General features: G+C 62.6%; 14 protein-coding genes. 10 read left to right on the top strand and 4 right to left on the bottom strand.

What is annotated here, in order from left to right; translation table 11 throughout:
- The first annotated feature begins 7 nt into the window (after window positions 1-7).
- Genes HHJ17_RS10725 through HHJ17_RS10715 form a run of 3 tightly spaced genes read left to right on the top strand, consistent with a single transcriptional unit; the run spans window position 8 to window position 6,783 of the window.
- Window positions 8-4,126 (top strand): YhdP family protein, encoded by a 4,119-nt coding sequence (locus HHJ17_RS10725; RefSeq protein WP_296505732.1) that lies wholly within the window; start codon window positions 8-10, stop codon window positions 4,124-4,126.
- A complete protein-coding gene (locus HHJ17_RS10720; protein WP_296499335.1) occupies window positions 4,123-6,144 on the top strand; it encodes a nitrogen regulation protein NR(II) in 2,022 nt (673 codons plus the stop codon). Before HHJ17_RS10725 ends, HHJ17_RS10720 begins: the two co-directional genes overlap by 4 nt.
- 9 nt (window positions 6,145-6,153) lie before the next feature.
- The gene (locus HHJ17_RS10715; RefSeq protein ID WP_296499337.1) at window positions 6,154-6,783 is read left to right on the top strand and encodes a response regulator; all 630 of its coding nucleotides are present in this window, start codon (window positions 6,154-6,156) and stop codon (window positions 6,781-6,783) included.
- Window positions 6,784-6,828: 45 nt separating this feature from the next.
- Here HHJ17_RS10715 and HHJ17_RS10710 read toward each other — a convergent pair whose 3' ends face one another.
- Entirely contained in the window at window positions 6,829-6,990 is a 162-nt protein-coding gene (locus tag HHJ17_RS10710; protein ID WP_296499339.1) for a hypothetical protein, read from the bottom strand.
- On the opposite strand from HHJ17_RS10710, the gene HHJ17_RS10705 reads away from it, so the two are divergent.
- Both HHJ17_RS10705 and HHJ17_RS10700 read left to right on the top strand, forming a co-directional pair.
- Window positions 6,923-8,146, top strand: coding sequence for an MltA domain-containing protein (locus HHJ17_RS10705; protein ID WP_296499341.1), 1,224 nt, complete (start codon window positions 6,923-6,925; stop codon window positions 8,144-8,146). The genes HHJ17_RS10710 and HHJ17_RS10705 overlap by 68 nt on opposite strands.
- Before the next feature lie 66 nt (window positions 8,147-8,212).
- Window positions 8,213-9,166, top strand: coding sequence for a chemotaxis protein (locus HHJ17_RS10700; protein WP_296499343.1), 954 nt, complete (start codon window positions 8,213-8,215; stop codon window positions 9,164-9,166).
- Between the two features lie 302 nt (window positions 9,167-9,468).
- Here HHJ17_RS10700 and HHJ17_RS10695 read toward each other — a convergent pair whose 3' ends face one another.
- A complete protein-coding gene (locus tag HHJ17_RS10695; RefSeq protein ID WP_296499345.1) occupies window positions 9,469-10,014 on the bottom strand; it encodes an Lrp/AsnC family transcriptional regulator in 546 nt (181 codons plus the stop codon).
- Between the two features lie 186 nt (window positions 10,015-10,200).
- Between HHJ17_RS10695 and HHJ17_RS10690 the strand changes: the two genes are divergently transcribed.
- The 5 genes from HHJ17_RS10690 to HHJ17_RS10670 all read left to right on the top strand — a co-directional run bounded on the left by HHJ17_RS10690 (window position 10,201) and on the right by HHJ17_RS10670 (window position 19,562).
- Window positions 10,201-13,815 carry an indolepyruvate ferredoxin oxidoreductase family protein gene (locus tag HHJ17_RS10690; protein WP_296505731.1) on the top strand — a complete coding sequence of 1,205 codons (3,615 nt, stop codon included), beginning with the start codon at window positions 10,201-10,203 and terminating at the stop codon, window positions 13,813-13,815.
- Window positions 13,816-13,940: 125 nt separating this feature from the next.
- On the top strand, window positions 13,941-14,273 hold the full coding sequence (gene yajC, locus HHJ17_RS10685) for a preprotein translocase subunit YajC (protein WP_296499349.1): 333 nt from the start codon (window positions 13,941-13,943) through the stop codon (window positions 14,271-14,273).
- 28 nt (window positions 14,274-14,301) lie between these two features.
- Window positions 14,302-16,182 (top strand): protein translocase subunit SecD, encoded by a 1,881-nt coding sequence (gene secD / locus HHJ17_RS10680; protein WP_296505730.1) that lies wholly within the window; start codon window positions 14,302-14,304, stop codon window positions 16,180-16,182.
- Window positions 16,183-16,194: 12 nt separating this feature from the next.
- On the top strand, window positions 16,195-17,148 hold the full coding sequence (gene secF / locus HHJ17_RS10675; protein WP_296505729.1) for a protein translocase subunit SecF: 954 nt from the start codon (window positions 16,195-16,197) through the stop codon (window positions 17,146-17,148).
- A 14-nt stretch (window positions 17,149-17,162) separates the two neighbouring features.
- Entirely contained in the window at window positions 17,163-19,562 is a 2,400-nt protein-coding gene (locus HHJ17_RS10670) for a DUF1631 family protein (RefSeq protein WP_296505728.1), read from the top strand.
- Window positions 19,563-19,580: 18 nt separating this feature from the next.
- Here HHJ17_RS10670 and HHJ17_RS10665 read toward each other — a convergent pair whose 3' ends face one another.
- Both HHJ17_RS10665 and dprA read right to left on the bottom strand, forming a co-directional pair.
- On the bottom strand, window positions 19,581-20,090 hold the full coding sequence (locus HHJ17_RS10665) for a DUF494 domain-containing protein (protein WP_296505727.1): 510 nt from the start codon (window positions 20,088-20,090) through the stop codon (window positions 19,581-19,583).
- Between the two features lie 88 nt (window positions 20,091-20,178).
- Window positions 20,179-21,408, bottom strand: a complete 1,230-nt coding sequence (gene dprA / locus HHJ17_RS10660; RefSeq protein ID WP_296505726.1) for a DNA-processing protein DprA — start codon at window positions 21,406-21,408, stop codon at window positions 20,179-20,181.
- Window positions 21,409-21,425 lie beyond the last annotated feature (17 nt).

Here is a 21,425-nt window from a genome sequence, read left to right as displayed (position 1 = left end):
AGTTCCAATGATTGACGTGACGCCTGCCCCTTCATCCCTGCTGAAAACCTTGACAACCGTCGCCCGCTGGGCGCTGGGCTTTTTGTTAGCCGCGTGGCTTGTCTTTGCGGCAGCCTGGGGAGCCTTGCACTGGCTGATTGTGCCGCGAATCAGCGAGTTTCGCCCGCAGCTGGAAGCCCGGGCCACGCAAATACTGGGGGTTCCGGTGCGCATTGGCGCCATCGCCGCCAATTCGAACGGCCTGATTCCGTCGTTTGAAATCACCAATGTGCAGCTGTTTGATGCCCAGGGCCGGGAAGCGCTGCGGCTGCCGCGTGTGCTGGCCGCACTGTCGCCGCGCTCGCTCTGGCATTTCGGGTTCGAGCAACTTTATATCGACAGCCCCGAGCTCAGCATCCGGCGCGGACGGGACGGAAAAATTGTGGTGGCAGGGCTCGATTTTTCCAAGAATACCGACTCCGAAAGCGGCGCCATCGACTGGTTTTTTTCGCAGATCGAGTTTGCCATCCATAACGGCACGGTTCAGTGGACCGATGAACTGCGGGCGGCCCCGACCTTGGCGCTCAATCAGGTCGAACTGGTGGTGCGCAACCGGGGCCGCCACCACGATATGCGGGTGGACGCCACGCCGCCCGCGCTGTGGGGTGAACGATTCAGTCTGGTGGGCCGGTTTCAGCAGCCGCTGCTGACGCGCCACAAGGGTCAGTGGCAGGATTGGAACGGCCAGCTGTATGCGGCTTTGGCGCGGGTGGATCTGTCCGAACTGCGGCGCTATGCCGATGTCGGCGTTGATCTGCGCCAGGGCAATGGCGCGGTCACCGCCTGGGTCGACGTCAGCCAAGGCGAGGTGGTGGGCGCCGTGGCGGACGTGGCGCTGGCGGCGGTGAATGTCACGCTCGGCCCGGACTTGCAAGCGCTGGCGTTGCAGTCGGTGCGGGGCCGCTTGGGGGGGCGACTGCTGGCCTCCGGCTTTGAGTTTTCGACCCAGGGGCTGCAGTTTGACACCCGGGATGGTTTGCACTGGCCCGGCGGCAATGTCAGCGTGATGTACCTCGGCGCCGAAGGCAAGATCGCGGCGCGCGGCGAGTTCAAAGCCGACAAGCTCGATTTGGCCGCCCTGGCCCAAATCGCCAACAGCCTGCCGCTGGACCCCGCCGCCCGCACCGCGCTGCTGGCCTATGCGCCCAAAGGGCTGGTGGAGCAGATCCAGGCCAGCTGGCAGGGGCCCATGGGGGCCTTCAGTCACTATGCGGTCAAGGGCCATGTAAGCCAGTTGGAAGTGGCCGCGTATGCGGCACCCACCACCACGACCGTGACCGCGGGCGTGTTGGCCGGTTCGCCCGGCATCCGGGGCGCCAGCATCGAGTTCGACTTCAACCAAGCCGCCGGCAAGGCCAACATCAGTCTGGCCAACGGTGCCGTGGAACTGCCGGGCTTGTTTGATGAGGCGGTGATTCCGGTGGCGCAATTCTCCAGCGATGCCAAGTGGCAAATCAGCGGTGAGCGGCTGGCGGTGCAGCTGCCCAACATGAAGTTCAGCAACGCCGATGCCGACGGCGAGGCGCAGATTAAATGGGAAACCGCAGACCCACTTAAGTCCAGCGGCCGCTCGCGGTTTCCGGGCGTGCTGGATTTGCAGGCCACCCTGAGCCGGGCCGACGGCACACGCGTTCACCGCTATTTGCCGGCCCTGATTGAGCGGCCGGTGCGCGACTATGTGCGCGACGCCGTCCAGGCCGGGTCGGCCAGCGGGGTCAAGTTCAAGGTCAAGGGCGATCTGCACAACATGCCTTTTGTTGACCCGAAACTGGGTGACTTCAGGATCTCGGCCGATGTGAAGAATGCGACCTATGCCTTCGTGCCCCGCAGCATTCAGCCGCCGGAGGCGCCGCCCTGGCCGGCGCTGACGCAACTGAGCGGCGAACTGGTGATTGACCGCATGCAGCTGCAGGTCAAAGGGGCGCGCGCCCGGATGGGGGCCAAGGCTGGCGTGCAGGTCAGCAAGGTGGAAGCAGTGATTCCTGATTTGCTGCATGCCGTCGTGAGCGTTAACGCGGAAGCGCGCGGTGCGCTGGATGAGGGGCTGGGTATTGTCAATGGCTCGCCGCTGGGTGGGATGACCGGGCAGGCGCTGGCCAAGGCGGTGGCCAGCGGCAGCGCCGATTACAAGCTGAAACTGCTCCTGCCCATTGCCAGCATCGATAAGTCAACGGTGCAGGGCAGCGTCACACTCAGCAACAACGACCTCCAGATCTCGCCAGACACACCCAAGTTGACGCGCGCGCGCGCCGTGGTGAGCTTCTCGGAAACCGGGTTTTCGATTGCCGCCGGTCAGGCGCGCATGCTGGGGGGGGACCTCCGGCTGGAGGGCGGTTCGCAGCCAGCGCCCGCCGGCAGCCACACCTTGGGCCCGGTGGTGATCCGCGCCAGCGGCACGGCATCGGCTGAAGGTTTGCGGCAAGCCAAGGAGTTGGGCTTTGTGGCGGGCATGGCGCAGCATGCCAGTGGCAGTGCGGCTTACACGGCGGTGTTGGGCTTTCGCCGCGGCCAACCGGAGTTGCTGGTGTCCAGCAATCTACAGGGGCTGGGGCTGAGTCTGCCGGCACCCTTGAACAAGAGCGCCGACGCGCCGCTGCCCTTTCGGCTGGAGACGGCGCTGACCCGCGAATCCCTGCTGCCCGCCCCAGCGGGCGGGACGGTGCGCGTGCGCGACCAGCTGTCGCTGGAGCTGGGGCGGATTGCCTCGATCGCTTATGTGCGGGACCTGAGCGGACCTGAGCCGCGCGTCCTGCGCGGCAGTATTGCGGTCGGCCTGACGCCGCCCGAGTCGGCCCCCATGCCCGAGGAGGGGGTGCTGGCCAACATCAACTTGAACGTCTTTGATCTGGACGCCTGGAGTTCCGTGTTGTCGCAGGCCACGGGGACGACCTTGACGGTGGCCGCGCCTGCCGTGGCGCCGGGTTCGCGAACCGCCAGCGCCCAGGCGAGTAGCGAGCCCCTGGGTTATCTGCCCACCAGCATGGCGGTGCGGGCGCGCGAGTTGAGCTTTGGCGGCCGCAAACTCAATAATGTGGTGGTGGGAGGCACGCGCGAGGGGCTGCTGTGGCGGGCCAATCTGGACGCCCGTGAACTCAATGGCTACCTGGAATACCGGCAGTCCTCCGACGCCGGCGCCGGTCGCGTCTACGCCCGACTCGCCCGCCTGACCATCGGGCCCGGCACCGCCAGCGAAGTCGAGTCCCTGCTGGATGAGCAACCGGCCAGCATTCCGGCGCTTGATATCGTGGTGGACGATTTTGAGTTGCGCGGCAAGCGCCTTGGCCGAGTCGAGGTGGTGGCCATCAACCGGAGTGTCGTGGGCGCAGGCCGGGAGGGCGGTGCACGCGAATGGCGGCTCAGCAAGCTCAACATGATCACGCCGGAAGCGGTGCTGACGGCCACCGGCAACTGGGCTGCGGTCGGGGTGACGTCAGCCCGCGGTGCGCCGGTGCGTCGGCGTACCGTGATGAACTTCAAGCTCGACATCACCGATGGCGGCGAACTGTTGTCGCGTCTGGGCATGAAGGACGTGGTGCGACGCGGGCAGGGCAAGATGGAAGGGCAAGTGGCTTGGATGGGCTCCCCGATCAGCCTGGACTACCCGTCCATGACCGGCGCTTTCACGGTCAATGTGGAGAACGGTCAGTTTTTGAAAGCCGATCCCGGCCTGGCGAAATTGCTGGGGGTGTTGAGCCTGCAGGCTTTGCCGCGCCGCTTGACGCTGGATTTCCGGGACGTCTTCAGCGACGGTTTCTCGTTTGACTTTTTGCGCGGTGATGTCACGATTGCGCAGGGGATTGCCAAGACCAACAACCTGCAGATGAAGGGCGTCAATGCGGCGGTGCTGATGGAGGGGCAGGCCAATTTTGCGAAAGAAACACAGGACCTCAAGGTGGTGGTGGTGCCCGAACTCAATGCCGGTACCGCGTCGCTGATTGCCTCGGTCATCAACCCGGCGGTCGGCGTGGGGACCTTTCTGGCGCAGTTGTTTTTTCGCAAGCCCCTGATTGAAGCGGCCACGCAGGAGTTCCATATTGATGGCAGTTGGGCTGATCCCAAAGTCACCAAAGTGCAGCGCGGATCGTGAGTACCGAGCCGGGGCTTGAGCAGGAACGCCCACCTTCCACCCTGCATCGGCGAACCCTGTGGAGTGTGCTGCTGCTGCTGCTGGCGGCGATGCTGGCGATGCTGGTCTGGTTGGCCGGAGTGTACGAGACCGCCCAGGTGCAGGGCCGGCTGGAGCGCGATGCGGAACAAACCGTAGGGGACGTTCAGGCCGCCTTCACCCGCAATGTGCAGAGCCTGCAGGCGCTGCAATACAGCGATCCGACCCCCAATTCCTGGAATATTGACGCCGCCGCCATGTTGCGTGAGCACCGCGAACTGGTGCGCGTGGAGTGGCGGGACAACGTCCTGCAGGTGAAGACCCAGGTGGATTCGCCGTTTCGGATGCCGGTGTTTGACCACATCGGGCGGGCCAATGCGCAGTCTGAAGTCTTTCTGGCCTGTACCACGGCACGCCGTTTCAGTGGTCCGGCGTACAGCAGCAGCTATTTCGTGCCCTTCGCTGATGGCTTGGGGGTGCAGGTGCTGGAATTGTGCCTGCCGCTGCAGAGCGCGGGCCAACCCGCGGGCTATCTGGTGGCCACCTACGCCCTGCAGGAAGTCCTTGACGCGCTGCCCGAGCACCCGACGGTGCGCAATAACGAAATAGCGTTCACCGAGGGCGATGGCACCCGTCTTGCCATGCGCCGCTCCAAGCGCAGTGGCAGCCATGTCTTTACCACCCAGCAACTGGTGGACTTGCCCGGCACCTCCCTGGTGCTGCGCATGGACAGCTGGCGCGGTTCTCCCGACCTGTTTCCCAATGTGCTGACCGCGCTGGTCACGGCGATGTCGATCGCCCTGGTCTCGGTGCTGGTCCTGCTGGCCAAGGACATGCGCCGGCGCTTCAAAGCCGAGCACGATCTGGCGGATGCGCTGGCGTTCCGCAAAGCGATGGAAGATTCTTTGGTGACGGGCCTGCGTGCGCGTGATCTGCAAGGCCGTATCACCTATGTCAACCCGGCCTTTTGCCAGATGGTGGGGTTCCCGGAAGAAGAGCTGCTCGGGCACAGCATACCGGCGCCCTATTGGCCGCCCGAGTTTGTTGACGAGTACCAGCAGCGCCAGATGATCCGTCTGGCCGGCAACTCGCCGCCGCGTGAGGGCTACGAGTCGGTGTTCATGCGCAAGGACGGCTCCCGCTTTCCGGTGCTGATTATTGAAGCGCCGTTGATCAATGCCCAGGGGGTGCAGACCGGCTGGATGAGTGCTTTCCTTGACATCAGTGAACAGCGTCGCGTGGAGGCGTTGTCGCGCACCAGCCAGGAGCGACTGCAGGCCACGGCCCGGCTGGCGACCGTGGGCGAGATGGCGTCATTGCTAAGCCACGAGCTGAACCAGCCTTTGGCCGCCATTTCAAGTTACGCCACGGGATCGCTCAATTTGCTGGCCGACGGACCCGATGCGGCCAAAGAATTCGGCGTCGATCTGACGCTGGCGATGCAGCGCATCGCCGAGCAGGCGGAACGAGCCGGCAAAGTCATCAAGAGCGTGCATGACTTTGTGCGCCGCCGGGATACGCTGCGAGAAGCCGTGGCGCCGCAGGAGTTGCTGGAGGCGATTTTGCCCCTGATCAACCTGCAGGCCCGCCAGTTAGCGGTGGTGGTGCAGACCGAGGTCGCGCCCGATGTGCCGTGTGTCGTCTGCGACCGGACCATGGTGGAGCAGGTCTTGCTCAACCTGGCCCGCAATGCCATGCAGTCGATGGATCAGCCACATTTTCTGGAGCGGGTGTTGCGCATCAGCGTGCGGCGGGTGCATGGCGAAGGCCGCAAGCAATGGCTGGAGTTCTCGGTGGCCGACATGGGCGGCGGCATCACGCCGGATGTGCAGCTGCAGTTGTTCAACCCCTTTTTCACGACCAAAGCCGAAGGCATGGGGCTGGGGCTGAGTCTGTGCCGCACCGTGGTGGAGCAGCACGGCGGCGCGCTGGTGTTCAAGCCTAATGTGCCGCAGGGGACAGTTTTTGTCTTCACCCTGCCGATCCGCGCCGTGGCATAACATCGACCCATGCGACCTTTGATTGATGCGATGGTTTTTGTAGTGGACGATGACGCCAGTGTGCGTGAAGCACTGGCGTGGCTGTTGCGCTCGCGGCGCTTGCCCAGCGAGGTGTTCGAGAGCGCCGAGGCGTTTCAACACAAGATGGCGGCCGGCGTGGCGCTGACGCAGCCGAGTTGCCTGCTGCTGGACGTGCGGATGCCGGGTCTGAGTGGCCTGGCGCTGTTTGACTGGATGATTGAGCGGGAACTGCAGCAGGCGATCCCGGTGATTTTCCTGACCGGGCACGCCGATGTCCCGACGGCTGTGGATGCCGTCAAGCATGGTGCGTTTGATTTTTGTGAAAAACCCTGTTCCGACAATGCCCTGGTGGACCGTGTCGAGCAGGCACTGGCGCAATCGCAGGCGTTTTTGCAGGTGCAGCGGCAAACCGGGCTGCTGCAGGAGCGTCAGGCGGAGTTGACCGAGCGGGAACGCAAGGTCATGGCCCTGGTGGTCGAGGGTTTGCCCAATAAACTGATTGCCGACCGCTTGGACATCAGTGTCAGAACGGTCGAGGTGCACCGGGCGCGCGTGTTTGACAAAATGGAAGTGAAATCGGCGGTTGAGCTGGTAAATTTGCTACGCCATGTCCCTTAGCGCCATGTCTCCCCGCGGGGCTGGCTGGCCAGGGGTCGGCTTGGGTCAGGTTTTTTCAACGGAAGTGGTTGCCTCTGCTGCGACCTCGGCGCTGCTGGCAGGGCGGGGTGGCAATTCGCCCTGCTTGCGCCCTGAAAACATGGTCCACCAGACAATCAGCAGCAGCAGCAGCAAGGCCCCCCCGGCCTCAAGTAAGAGCAAACTCATGAACCGACTCCTGTGTACCGTATTGATGGCCCTGATTGTAGGGATGCTGGCGGCCTGTGGCAGCGCGCCCTTGCCGCCTTATGCGCCGGAGAGCAGCCCGACCGTCGGCGCGGTGGCGGTGCCCAAGGGCGGTTTGCCGGACGACACCGGCGCCTTGCCCAGCCCCATTTTGAAGGCCAAGAGCCGCTGGACGGCGGTGCGCTGGGCCGAGTTGCCCGGGTTCGAGGACGATGCCTTGCATGAAGCCTGGAATGCCTGGGTCAAGAGTTGCGAGCGGCCGGGTCCGGTGTTTGCGCCGCTGTGCCGCGAGGTGCGCGGTTTGAGCATCGGCGGGGAGCAAGACCAGCGCGCCTGGTTGATGACGCGGCTGCAACCCTACCGCGTCGACGCCTTGTCGGGCAGCCCAGAGGGACTGCTCACCGCTTATTTTGAGCCGGTGCTGGAAGGCTCGCGGGTCGCCAGTGCTGATTTTTCGGTGCCTTTGTACCAGCCGCCCCTGGGGCTGGCCAAGCGCAAACCCTGGTACACGCGCCAGGAGATTGACACCTTGGCGTCGGTGCAAGCCGCGCTCAAGGGCCGCGAAATTGCTTTTCTGGCGGACCCGGTTGATGCGCTGGTGTTGCAAATCCAGGGCTCCGGGCGCATCCGGCTCACCCAGCCGGACGGAACGCAAGCCACGGTGCGGCTGGCGTTTGCCGGCTCGAACGAGCAGCCGTATAAAAGTGTCGGCCGCTGGCTGATTGATCAAGGGGCGGTGCGCGATGCCTCATGGCCCGCCATCAAGGCCTGGGTGGCGCAGAACCCGAGCCGCGTCAACGAGATGCTGTGGAGCAATCCGCGCACGGTATTTTTCCGGGAAGAAGCTTTGTCCGAGCTGGACGCCGCCTTTGGGCCACGTGGCGCCCAAGGCGTGGCGCTGACGCCGGGCCGCTCCATCGCGGTCGACCCGGGCAGCATTCCCTACGGCACCCCGGTGTGGCTGGCCTCCAATGGCCCGACCGCCCGGCTGCAAAAACTGGTGCTGGCCCAGGATACCGGCAGTGCGATTGTGGGCGGCGTGCGCGCCGATTATTTCGCCGGTTGGGGCGCTGCCGCCGGTGAACTGGCCGGCCGGCTCAAGCAGCCGCTGCGCCTTTGGGTCCTTTGGCCGAAGTAAGTCGGCGCGCGGTACCATGCACCATCGAGACGCTTCTGCCTCCTCCCTCTTAAAACGAATGAATTCATGAAAACAGCAATGCGCGATATCGACGAGCGGACCAATCTGGCCGGCAACAGCATGTTTGAGTTGCTGTTGTTTCGTTTGGGTGAGGCACCGGGCACGGATCGGCGTGAGCTGTTTGGCATCAATGTGTTCAAGGTGCGCGAGATTCTGGTGATGCCCGAGATCACCGTCATGGTCAATGCACCGCCGGCCGTCATGGGGGTGGCCAATATCCGGGGGCAAATGATCACGGTGATCAACCTGCCCAAGATTGTGGGCTGCAATCCCACCAAGGGCCTGGGCATTTTGCTGGTCACCGAGTTTGCCCGCACCACCCAGGCGTTTGCGGTGGAAGAAGTGAATGAAATCGTGCGGCTGGAATGGAAGCAGGTGCTGTCGGCCGAAGGCACCGGTGGTGGTCTGGTGACCAGCATTGCCCGGCTGGATGGCAATGCAGAAGACACCCGTCTGGCCCAGGTGCTGGACGTGGAGCAGATCCTGCGCGATGTGTTTCCGCAGGAGCATCAGGCGGCCATGGACGCGGCCGTCATCCCCAAGCTGCACCTGCCACCAGGCACGGTCATCCTGGCGGCGGACGATTCGGCGGTGGCCCGGCTGATGATCGAACAAGGGCTCAAAGCCATGGACGTGCCTTACATCATGACCAAAACCGGCAAGGAGGCCTGGGAGCGCCTGCAGGCCATCTCGGCCGATGCTGTGGCCGAAGGTAAAACGGTGCAGGACAAAGTGGCCCTGGTCTTGACCGACCTGGAAATGCCGGAAATGGATGGCTTCACCTTGACGCGCAATATCAAGCAGGATGCCCGCTTCAATACGATCCCGGTCATCATCCACTCCTCGCTCACTGGCACGACCAATGAAGGCCATGTGAAGAGCGTGGGCGCGGATGCGTATGTGGCCAAGTTTGTGGCCGAAGAGTTGGCCGACACAATTCGCAAGGTACTGACGCGCTGACCTGCGGCTTGTCGTTTTCGGCTGGGGCTTCTGTGGTTCTGGGCCGGCGGGGGCGGGGCGGAGGCCGGGCGCTCATGGTCCTGCGGCCCCGAAATCGCGCCCGTCCTCCGCCCCACCCCCGCCTCACTTCGTTGGTCGGTCCAGTTACCAAGGATCGGGGGGCGTCTTTGTCACGGTGATCGGAGAAGGCAAGCGGCTGCTATCTAATTAATAGCTACTTGCGCAGGTTGAACGGGGGCTAGAGGCCTGAAAGGCTTGTAAGTAGGAGGCGGACGTGCCGGTTCCTAGTCATTGCTCGCTTTTCACTTGGTCTTGGTCTTGGTCTGGCGTGGCGCCGGGCTGGCGGACTGGGTTGCGGCTGCCGCGCCGATCCCCGCTGCGAGATGGCCCAGCGGCAGCGCGCTGCTGGCCTTGACTTCGCCCAGTGAAAAACTGGTGTGCAGGTCTTTCACATTTGGCAGGTTGATCAGCACATCGCGGGCGAACTGGCTGAACGAGTTGAGGTCGCGGCTGACCACCTGCAACTCGAAGGTGCCGGTGCCGCTGATGTAGTGACAGCTCACCACTTCCGGAATGGCGCGGATTGCCTCTTCCAGGCCGCGCAGCACGTCGCCCGCGTTGCGGTCAGCGTCCAGTCGGACGAAGGCCAATACGCCGAGGCCGATTTTGTGGCGGTCGATCTCGGCCCGGTAACCCTTGATGAAGCCCGATTCCTCCAGGGCGCGCACGCGGCGCCAGCAGGGTGCCGCGCTCAGGCCCACCCGCGAGGCTAACTCGGCGTTGCTCAGGCGCCCGTTGGCCTGCAGTTCATTCAGGATCGCGAGATCAAATTTGTCCAAAGTTTCCATTAAAGTGATTTTTTCAGCAAGATTCTTTTCTGTATTGGCGGAAACGAGGCAAAGAAAGCAAAGACATATCTGGGTGGCGAGCATACACTTTCTTTCTAAAAAAGAGACTGCCGGCTATCCGCGCGCAGTTCTTGATCCGGTTGCCCACAAGGTGACAAACATCAGCATCCTGGAGACATACCCATAATGAACGCACCACTGCCCGACCACATCCGCCAAGCGCTTGAAACCGTGACGCTGGATGACAAATATTCCCTCAACTACGGGCGCGCTTTCATGAGTGGCGTGCAGGCGCTGGTCAAGCTGCCGATGCTGCAACGCCTGCGCGATCAGCAGTTGGGCAAAAACACGGCCGGGTTCATCAGCGGCTACCGCGGCTCGCCGCTGGGCGGCTATGACCAGGCGCTGGTCAAGGCGGAAAAATACCTGAAGGCGCAAAACATCATTTTTCAGCCGGGTGTTAACGAAGAGCTGGCCGCCACCGCCTTGTGGGGCACGCAGCAATTGGGCTTTGCCCCGCCCGGCTCCAACAAGTTTGATGGCGTGTTCGGCATCTGGTACGGCAAAGGACCGGGGGTGGACCGTTGCAGCGATGTCTTCAAGCACGCCAACATGGCGGGCACCACCGCCTGGGGCGGCGTGATCGCGGTGGCCGGGGACGACCACATCTCCAAGAGCTCGACAGCGGCGCACCAGAGCGACCATATTTTCAAGGCCTGTGGCACGCCGGTGTTCTTTCCGGCCACGGTGCAGGAGATTCTGGACTTGGGCATTCACGCCTTTGCCCTGAGCCGTTTCTCGGGCGTCTGGGCCGGCATGAAGACAATTCAGGAGATCGTCGAATCCAGCGCCACCGCCATGATCGACCCGGACCGGGTGCAGATCAAAATTCCGACCGATTTCGAGATGCCGCCCGGCGGCCTGCACATTCGCTGGCCCGATCAGGCATTGGAGCAAGAGGCCCGTCTGTTCCATTACAAGTGGTACGCCGCGCTGGCCTATATCCGGGCCAACCGCCTGAACTACAACGTGATTGAAGGCCCGCATGATCGCCTGGGTTTGATTGCCTCGGGCAAGGCCTACAACGACACGCGCCAGGCCTTGATCGACTTGGGGCTGGACGATGCCACCTGCCAGCAAGTGGGCATTCGCCTGCACAAGGTTGGCGTGGTGTGGCCGCTGGAAGCCCAGCTCACCCGCGAGTTCGCCACCGGGCTGCAGGAAATTCTGGTCATTGAAGAAAAGCGCCAGGTTATCGAATACCAGCTGAAAGAAGAACTCTACAACTGGCGTGCCGACGTGCGGCCCAATGTGCTGGGCAAGTTCAACGAGGGCGAAGGCGAGTTCAGTGGCGGTGAGTGGTCGAACCCGAATCCGACCGCCAACGCGCTGCTGCGCGCCAATGCCGACCTGTCGCCGGCCATCATTGCCCGCGCCATTGCCCAGCGCTTGAAGAAGCTGGGCGTGAGCGCGGACATCGGCGCCCGCCTTGATGCCCAACTGGCGATCTTGGCGGCCAAAGAAAGCGCGATGCAGGTGATTGAAGTCCAGGCCGAACGGCAACCGTGGTTTTGTTCGGGCTGCCCGCACAACACCAGCACCAAGGTGCCGGACGGTTCGCGCGCCATGGCCGGCATTGGCTGCCACTTCATGACAATCTGGATGGACCGCGCCACTGTCGGCTTTACCCAGATGGGCGGCGAGGGCGTGCCGTGGGTCGGCCAGCAGCCGTTCAGCCACGACCAGCACATGTTTGCCAACTTGGGTGATGGCACCTACTTCCACAGTGGCTTGCTGGCGATCCGCCAGACCATTGCCTCGGGGGTCAACATCACCTACAAGATTCTGTACAACGACGCGGTCGCCATGACCGGTGGCCAGCAGGTGGGCGAGCGACCGGAAGGCCATTCGGTGGTGCAGATTGCCCAGAGCCTGCAGGCCGAAGGCGCCATCAAAATTGTGGTCGTGACGGATGAGCCCGAAAAGTACGAGGGCGTGAAACTGGTAGATGGTGTGGCGGTGCACCATCGCGACGAGTTGGACCGCATCCAGCGCGAGTTCCGCGAGATCAAAGGCACCACGGTCATCATTTACGACCAGACCTGTGCCACCGAGAAACGCCGCCGGCGCAAGCGGGGCAGCCTGGTCGACCCGGCCAAGCGCGTGGTGATCAATGAGCTGGTGTGCGAAGGCTGTGGCGACTGCAGTGTGCAGTCCAATTGCCTGAGCGTTGAGCCGCTGGAGACCGAGTTCGGGCGCAAGCGCCAGATCAACCAGAGCACCTGCAACAAGGACTATTCATGCGTCAAGGGCTTCTGCCCGAGTTTCGTCACGGTGGAAGGCGGCCAGCTCAAGAAAAAGGCCAAAGGTCAGGGGCCCTCGCCGTTTGAGTTGGGCGGGTTGCCGGAGCCGGTGCTGCCGTCCGTCGAGGGCGTGGACGGCAAGGTTTGGGGCATTGTGGTGGCGGGCGTTGGGGGTACCGGCGTCATCACCATTGGCCAGTTACTGGGTGTGGCGGCGCACCTGGAAGGCAAGGGCATCGTGACCCAGGATGCTGGCGGTTTGGCGCAAAAGGGCGGTGCCACCTGGAGCCATGTGCTGATCGGGGCGCGTCAGGACGCCCTTCGCACCACCCGCGTCAGCATGGCCGCTGCCGATCTCATCATTGGCTGCGACCCGATCGTGGCGGCCGCCAAGGACACGGTGCTGCGCATGCGCGCGGGGCGCACCCAGGTGGCGCTCAACTCGCACGCCGCGCCAACGGCGGCTTTTGTCACCAATGCCAACTGGGTCAACCCGGCCGAAGCTTGCGTCAGTGAGGTCGTCCGGGCGGTGGGCTTGGAGGCCGTCGGCGCTTTTAATGCCGATGCGGCCGCCACCCAACTGATGGGCGACAGCATTTACACCAACCCGATGATGCTCGGCTACGCCTGGCAAAAAGGCTGGATTCCGTTGGAAAAAACCTCGCTGATCCGGGCCATAGAACTCAATGCGGTCGCGGTGGAAAACAACAAGACCGCCTTTGAGTGGGGTCGCCGCGCGGCGCACGATGGCGCGGCGTTTGAGAAGTTGCTCAACCCGGGGCAGGTGGTGGCCTTTGTCAAACGCAGCTCACTGGAGGATCTGATTGCCAAACGGGTTGCGTTCTTGACCGCGTACCAGAATGCCGCCTACGCTGAAAGCTACCAAACTTTCGTGCAGAAGGTGCGGGCAGTGGAGGAGTCCAATGGCGAGAAGAAGCTGGCGCTGACCGAGGCCGTCGCCCGCTACCTGTTCAAGCTCATGGCGTACAAGGATGAGTACGAGGTGGCGCGCCTGCACACCGACGGCGCCTTCCACGCCAAAATCAACGCCATGTTTGAAGGCGACTTCAAGCTCAACTACCACCTGGCACCGCCCCTGCTGGCCAAGAAAAATGAAAAGGGCGAGTTGCAGAAGCAGCAATTTGGTCCGGTCATGTTGACGGCCTTCAAAGTGCTGGCCCGGCTCAAGGGCCTGCGCGGGACCGCGCTGGATATTTTTGGCCGGACGGACGAGCGCCAGCAGGAGCGGGCCTTGATCACCGACTACCGGGCCAGTCTGGACGAAATATTGAGCGTGCTGACCAGCGCCCAGCATTTGGCGCAGCCGCAGGAGCTTCAGCGGGAGCGCTACCAAGTGGCGCTGGAAGTGGCCCGTATCCCTGAGCAAATTAGGGGTTTCGGCCACGTGAAGGCGCGCCATCTCCAGGCTGCACGCCAAAATTGGGACGGCCAGCTGGCCCAGTTCCGCAGTCCCCAGGCCGCCCAAAAATCGGCTTGAGGCGTCTCGACAGGGCCGGGCAGGCCCCGCATACAATGACGGGTTGCCTGTCTTTTGCACAGCCATGTGCAGAAAAAGGCCGTGCGTGTTGTTATCCCTGATAAATTTAATTTCTGGAGTTGTCCGTGTTCATTTCTTCCGCTTTTGCTCAAACCGTTCCTGCTGCCGCTGCCGGCAGCGATATGCAATCTACGCTCATGAGCATGCTGCCTCTGGTGCTGATGTTTGTGGTGCTTTACTTTGTAATGATTCGTCCGCAGATGAAAAAACAAAAAGAACACCGCGCCATGATCGACGCGCTGGCCAAGGGTGACGAAGTCGCCACCGGCGGCGGCCTGCTGGGCACAGTGACCAAACTGGGTGACAGCTATGTGACACTGGAAGTCGCCACCGGCGTTGAGATTCAAATCCAGCGCAGTGCCGTGGTACAGGTTTTGCCCAAGGGCAGCATCAAGTAAGCCCAGCGTTCACAGATAAAGCTCGATCATGAATCGTTACCCGATATGGAAGTACGCGATCATCGTGATCGCGCTGGTGGTGGGGATCTTGTATACCCTGCCTAATTTTTTTGGTGAAGCGCCTGCGGTGCAGGTGTCGGCGGCCAAAGTGGCGGTCAAGGTGGACAGCAACACGCAGGCGCTGGTTGAAGAAGCGCTTAAAACGGCCGGCCTGACGGCGGATCTGGTGACGCTGGATGGCGCCTCGATCAAAGCGCGTTTTGGTGACACCGAGACGCAGCTCAAAGCCAAGGACGCCATTCAAAAGGCGCTGATTCCCGACGCGGGTAATGCCGGTTATGTGGTGGCGCTCAATTTGCTGTCCCGTTCGCCGACCTGGCTCACGGCGTTGCATGCTTTCCCCATGTATCTGGGACTGGATTTGCGGGGTGGCGTGCACTTCATGCTGCAAGTCGACATGCAGGCGGCGCTGACCAAGCGGGCCGAATCGTTGGCCGGTGACATCCGTACCAGTCTGCGCGAGAAGAATGTGCGCCATAGCGGCATCAACCGCAACGGTCAGACGATCGAAGTGCGCTTTCGCGATACCGCCACGCTGGCGACTGCCAAAGCGCTCATTCAGGACCAGTTTGCCGATCTGCAAACCGTGGATGCAGCGGACGGCACCGAATTCAAGCTGACGGCCTCCATCAAGCCCGAGGCGGCACGCCGGGTGCAGGATCAGTCGCTCAAACAAAATATCACGACCCTGCACAACCGCATCAATGAGCTGGGTGTGGCCGAGCCGGTGATTCAGCAGCAGGGGCTGGACCGCATTGTGGTGCAGCTGCCGGGCGTGCAGGATACGGCCAAGGCCAAAGACATTCTGGGTCGCACCGCCACGCTGGAAGTGCGCATGGTGGATGAAAGCGGTGAAGCCCGCGCGGCCGAGAGCGGCACGGGTGCGGTGCCGTTTGGTGCCGAGCGCTTCCTGGAACGCAGTGGTCAGCCCGTCATCGTGAAAAAGCAGGTCATCTTGACCGGTGAAAACCTGACGGATGCCCAGCCCGGTTTTGACAGCCAGACGCAAGAAGCGGTGGTCAACTTGACGCTGGACGCCAAGGGCGCCCGTATTTTCCGGGATGTCACGCGCGAGAGCATCGGCAAGCGCATGGCCATCGTGTTGTTTGAAAAGGGCAAGGGCGAAGTGGTCACCGCCCCGGTGATCCGCTCCGAGATCAGTGGCGGACGAGTGCAGATTTCCGGCCGTATGACGGCGATGGAAGCCACCGATACCGCCCTGCTGCTGCGCGCCGGCTCCTTGGCGGCGCCGATGGAAATCATCGAAGAAACCACGATCGGCCCGAGTCTGGGAGCCGAAAACATTGCCAAGGGCTTTCACAGCGTCACCTGGGGCTTTGCGGCGGTGGCGGTCTTCATGTGCCTGTATTACATGCTGTTTGGCGTGTTCTCCAGCGTGGCCCTGGCCGTGAATTTGCTGCTGCTGGTGGCGGTGTTGTCCATGCTGCAGGCCACCCTGACCCTGCCCGGCATGGCGGCCATGGCGCTGGTGCTGGGGATGGCGATTGACGCCAACGTGCTGATCAATGAGCGGGTGCGGGAAGAGTTGCGCAATGGGGCGTCGGCGCAAGCCGCCATCCACGCCGGGTATGACCGGGCCTGGGCCACCATTCTGGACTCCAACGTCACCACCCTGATTGCCGGGCTGGCCCTGCTGACCTTTGGTTCCGGACCGGTGCGCGGCTTTGCCGTGGTGCACGTGCTCGGCATTTTGACCAGCATGTTTTCCGGCGTATTCTTCTCCAGAGGCTTGGTCAACTTGTGGTACGGTCGTCAAAACAAGCTCAAAAGCGTGTCAATTGGTACGGTTTGGCGCCCGGAGTCCGGGACTCAGGTCAAGTCGAACTAAGGGAAAGTAGTCATGGAATTTTTCAAAATCAAACGCGACATTCCGTTCATGCGGCATGCGCTCATCTTCAATCTCGTCTCGCTCATCACCTTTTTGGCGGCGGTGTTCTTCCTGTTTACCCGGGGTTTACACCTGTCGGTGGAGTTCACCGGCGGCACCTTGATGGAGGTCAGCTACTCGCAACCCGCTGACTTGAATGTCGTTCGCAGCACGGTGGCAACGCTGGGCCTGAGCGATGTGCAGGTGCAAAACTTTGGCACCGCGCGCGACGTGTTGATTCGCATGCCGGTGCAAAAGGGCGTCAGTTCCGCCCAGCAAAGCGACCGCGTCATGGCCGCGCTCAAGGTGGTGGACCCAACCGCCACCATGCGCCGTAGCGAGTTTGTCGGGCCGCAGGTCGGGGACGAGTTGGCCACTGATGGCCTCAAGGCGCTGGCCTCCGTGGTGGTCGGCATCATGATTTATCTGGCGATCCGGTTTGAATGGAAGTTCGCCGTGGCGGCCATCATTGCCAATTTGCATGACGTCATCATCATCCTGGGCTTTTTTGCTTTCTTCCAGTGGGAGTTCTCCCTTCCCGTGCTGGCGGCGGTGCTGGCGGTGCTGGGGTATTCGGTGAATGAGTCGGTCGTGATCTTTGACCGAATCCGGGAGAATTTCAGGCGGTATCGCAAGATGGACACGATGCAAATCATTGATAGCGCCATCACCTCGACCATCAGCCGGACCATCATCACGCACGGGTCAACCCAGTTGATGGTGCTGTCCATGCTGGTTTTTGGGGGCGCCACGCTGCATTACTTTGCCTTGGCCTTGACCATTGGCATTCTGTTTGGTATTTATTCTTCGGTTTTTGTGGCGGCGGCCATTGCCATGTGGCTGGGAATTCAGCGCGAAGACCTGATCAAGGGCGGCGCCAAGAAAGACGAAGACCCGAACGACCCCAACGCGGGTGCCACGGTCTGACCCGACACTGAGCTATGGCCACTCAAGCCTCTTTTGCGCAACGCGTCCTGCTCGCTCAAGAGACGCGTAGGCGCTTTGTCGCAGAGGCCAGCCACGCCATGGCGGAGTTGGCGACCGCGGTGCAGGAGCGACTCACCAGCCTGATGAGCGAATCGGCCCCGTCGCGTGAAATGCAAAACCGGCGCGACGCCTGGACTTTTTACCAGAGCCGGCGGACCGAGTGGGTGGACGGCACCCTGAACGCCTGGCAGGCCGCTTTGACGCGCCCGGTGACGTCCGCTGCCAAGAAGACGCCGGATGAAGGGTTTGAACTGGTCAGCACCGACGTGATGGAGAACAAAATCACGGCGTCCCGGCTGGTGCTGGGCGTGCTGGAAAACGTCAGTGCCGAGCTGAATGATCTGCGCGTCCGGATCAAACTGCTGGAAAGATTGGAAGAGCTCGAAGCCCACGATATTCTGCAGCCCGAAGTGCTGCTTCTGGTGATCGTCGAGCAGTGGGCTGACGCGGGTATGCCCCGCGAGGCCTGGTCGATGGTGAACGACCTGGCGCTCAAGCTCCTGAGCGAGCGCCTGACGCAGGCCTACGCCAATGCCAATGCGTTTTTGATCAAGCAGGGTGTGCTGCCCACGATCGAGTTGAAGGACCGTGTCAAACGCATTCCCGCGGCACCCTCCCGGGGGAGCCCGGCCGCCGTCTCCCGCCAAGCGCCAGGGGAAAAACCCGCCGGCGCCGACTCGGGACAGGCTGGCTTTGATGCCAACGTCGCAGGGTCGGCGGGCCAGGCCAGGCCGCCATCAGGGTCCGCCTTTGGCGGGCGACTGGGCTGGGGGCAGGCCGCCGGATCACCGGGACGGCAAAGCTCCGGCTATGGCAGCGCCTCGGACGAAACCCGCCTGATGACCTCGACCACGCCGCTCGCGCGGGCGCGGAGTCGGGCGCAGGGTGTCTTGGGGCAACTCAAGCGTTTGTTGATAGGCTCGGGTGGGACAGATTTTGAAGCCACGCACTACCAGCCACCGTCACCCGCGCTGGCGGCGGCCATGGCGGTGCGTTCACAACCAGCCGGCCAGTACTCGGGCAGCGGCACTGTCCTGGAAGATTACAGCCCGGCGGGCGTAGCCCGGGTGGCGGTCGAGTTACGGCAACGCTCGACCGAACTCAAAAACAAGGCCGAAACCCAAAGCGAAAAGGCGACGATCGAGATTGTGGCGCTGATGTTTCAGGCCATCTTGCAGGAAGATCGCATTCCGCCGGAGATTCGGGTGTGGTTTGCGCGCCTGCAAATGCCGGTGCTGCGCGTGGCGCTGGCCGAGCCGGACTTCTTTGGCACGCTGAGTCACCCGGCCCGGCAGTTGATCGACCGCATGGGGTCGTGTGTGATGGGGTTTGACGCCAGCGGCATCAAAGGCAGTGCGCTGGAGCAGGAGATCAAGCGGGTGGTGCAGGTGATTGAGCAGTATCCCGAGACCGGCAAGCGTGTCTACCAGCTGGTGTATGACGAGTTTCAGAAGTTTCTGGCGCAGTTTTTAACCGGCAAGGCTTCGACCCAAAAGCTGGTCACTCTGGCGCAGCAGGTCGAGGAAAAGGAAACGCTCACGATCCAGTACACGATTGAGATGCGCAACATGCTCAAAGACATGCCGGTGCGCGAGGAGATTCGCAATTTTCTCTTCAAGGTCTGGGCCGAGGTGCTGGCCGTGGCGGCCGTGCGCAAAGGCCCGCAGCATGCGGAAACCCTGGGGCTGAAAAAATCGGCCAGCGACTTGGTCTGGGCGGCCAGCGCCAAACCCAATCGCAGTGATCGGGCCCGCGTGATTCAGGATCTACCGCAGCTCCTGCACAAATTGCGCGCCGGCATGTCCTTGCTGGGCGTGGCGCCGTCCGAGCAGGAGGCGCATATCAAGACGGTCAGCGACATCCTGGCGGATGCGTTTCTGTCCAAGACCCAGGCCATTCCCAACGAGCAGATTCAGGCCATGGCCGAACGCCTGGCCAACCTGGAAGACTTTGTCAGCGATGAAGGCATGATGGGGGACCTGCCCCTCGATGCCCAGAGCATCGAGCTGATGCTGGGCATTGAAGCCGACAAGATTGATGTGGTGGCCGATGGCGGCTCCAAGCCGATTGCGGCGATGCAGGCCTGGGCGCAGGAACTGGAATTGGGCTCCTGGTTTACGCTGGACCATAACGGCCGGGTGGCCCAGGTGCAATTCGTGTGGCGCAGCGACCGCAAGCATTTGAATTTGTTTGCGTCCACCGACGGCCACAGTTATCTGGTTCAGGCCGGACGCCTGGCGGCTTATTTACAGGCGGGCCTGCTTTTGCCGCAAGAAGAGGAAGCGCTGACTGTGCGCGCCACACGCGATGCGCTGGGCAAGCTGGAAGCCAATCCGGAACGGCTGTTGGGTTAGTGTGAAATTAGCACGGCCTCAGTGGGCCAGCCGGTTGGAAGTGTCGTCGCACAACTCGTCGAGTATCAGCGGGTCGGGTTCCTGACCCAGACTCCAGAACACCATCAGCACGATGATCTTGAGATCGTCCAGCGGGAGCGGGTCGGCGGGAGCCGCCATGGCCCGGTCGATCACGATCTCGCGCATATGCGCCGGCAACACGCCCGAGTTTTCCAGAAACGTGACAAAACCGAGACAGTCCGCACCCAAGTGCGCCTGCTCGGCCATCGAGTAGATGCGCATGCTGTTGCGCGACGGGGCCCAAGTCTGGATGTCCGGCTGGGGCGCACTGCTGCTGGCCTCGTTGTCCAGTGCGGGCAACTGCAGGCCGCGGGCGGCCAGATTCAGGTCGTTGAGCCAAGTCAGCGCGTCCTGAATTTCCTCGGCCTCAAAGCCCACCGCGTTCAATTTGCGCTCCAGATGGGCCAATTCGGGGCAGGCATCGCCGCGCCAATAATTCTCGTAAACGAAGACAAGCACTTCAAACATGGCCCCAATATAGCGCGAATGCCGACCTGTAAAGCATGACCCGCGCAACAAAGTGGACTTGGCGGTTGATTCCGGTTCAATTCCGGCTTTAGGCCTGGGTCATGCGCTGGAACAGGCCACCAGACAAGCGCGCCACCCGGCCATCAAGCTCCAGCGTCATCAATTGCGCCTGCAGATTGGCAGCATCCAGGCCGCAACGGGCTTGCAGCGCATCCAGCCCGACGGGATCGAAGCCCAAGGCCTCCAACAGCGCATTTTCAGTCGAGAAAAGATCGCCCGCCCTCTCCGTATCGACCTTGACCGCGATGGGATTCACAGCCAACGCCGGCCCGGCGTCGAGTTTCAGCTCTTCCAGCACATCCTGCGCCGATTCCACCAGTTTGGCGCCCTGCTTGATCAGCGCGTGGCAGCCGCGTGCCTGGGCGGAGTGAATCGAGCCGGGAATGGCAAAAACGTCCTTGCCCTGTTCCGCCGTCAGACGAGCCGTGATGAGCGAGCCCGACTTCAAGGCCGCTTCAATCACCAGCGTGCCCTGCGTCAGTCCCGCGATGAGGCGGTTGCGTTTGGGAAAGTTGGCGGGCAAGGGCGGCGTGCCCAGCGGGTATTCGCTGATGAGCAGCCCATGTTGCGCGATGCGGTGCGCCAGCTCAAGGTGTGCTTTGGGATAAACCCGGTCCAGCCCGGTGCCGACCACGGCCACGGTGGCCAGCCGGTTGGAACCCGGCGCCAGGCTGTCCAAGGCGCCCTCGTGCGCGGCACCATCGACGCCCAAGGCCAAGCCCGATACGATGGTCAGACCGGCTTGCCCCAGCGCTTTGGAAAAAAGCCGGGCGTTGACCGCCCCTTGCGGTGTGGGGTTGCGACTGCCGACCACCGCAATGCTCCGTGCCAGATTGGCGGCCAGGCTATTTGCTATTAAATTCGTAGCTACTTGCGCAGGTAATCCGGAGGCTAGAGGTCTATTTGATATAAATTCTCCGGCGCCCAGTAGGTACAGCATCAGCGGTGGATCTTCCATGCGCAGCAGCGAGACCGGGTAGTCGGCATCCCCCAGCACCACGATATGACGCTGGGCTCCGCCTTCGCCGCTGTTTTGCAACCAGGTCCAGGTCAGGTCCAGCAAGGCCGGCAGTTCGGGCGGCTCGGCGCGCAGGTGGCTGGCCACGGTGGCGCTCACCACTTGCCGCAGCGCCGCACTGGACTGGCGGAACACCGCGTCGGGCAGGCCAAACGCCGCCAGTAATTTGCGGGCGGTTTCGTTGCCGACGCCCGGCGTGAGCGTCAGGCGCAGCCAGGCGGCAAGTTCTTCGCGCTCCATGGGCGGGATGACTGCGA

It is taken from the genome of Rhodoferax sp. (assembly GCF_012927445.1).
Classification (GTDB): domain Bacteria; phylum Pseudomonadota; class Gammaproteobacteria; order Burkholderiales; family Burkholderiaceae_C; genus Rhodoferax.
This window is presented reverse-complemented; position numbering and strand designations above follow the sequence as displayed.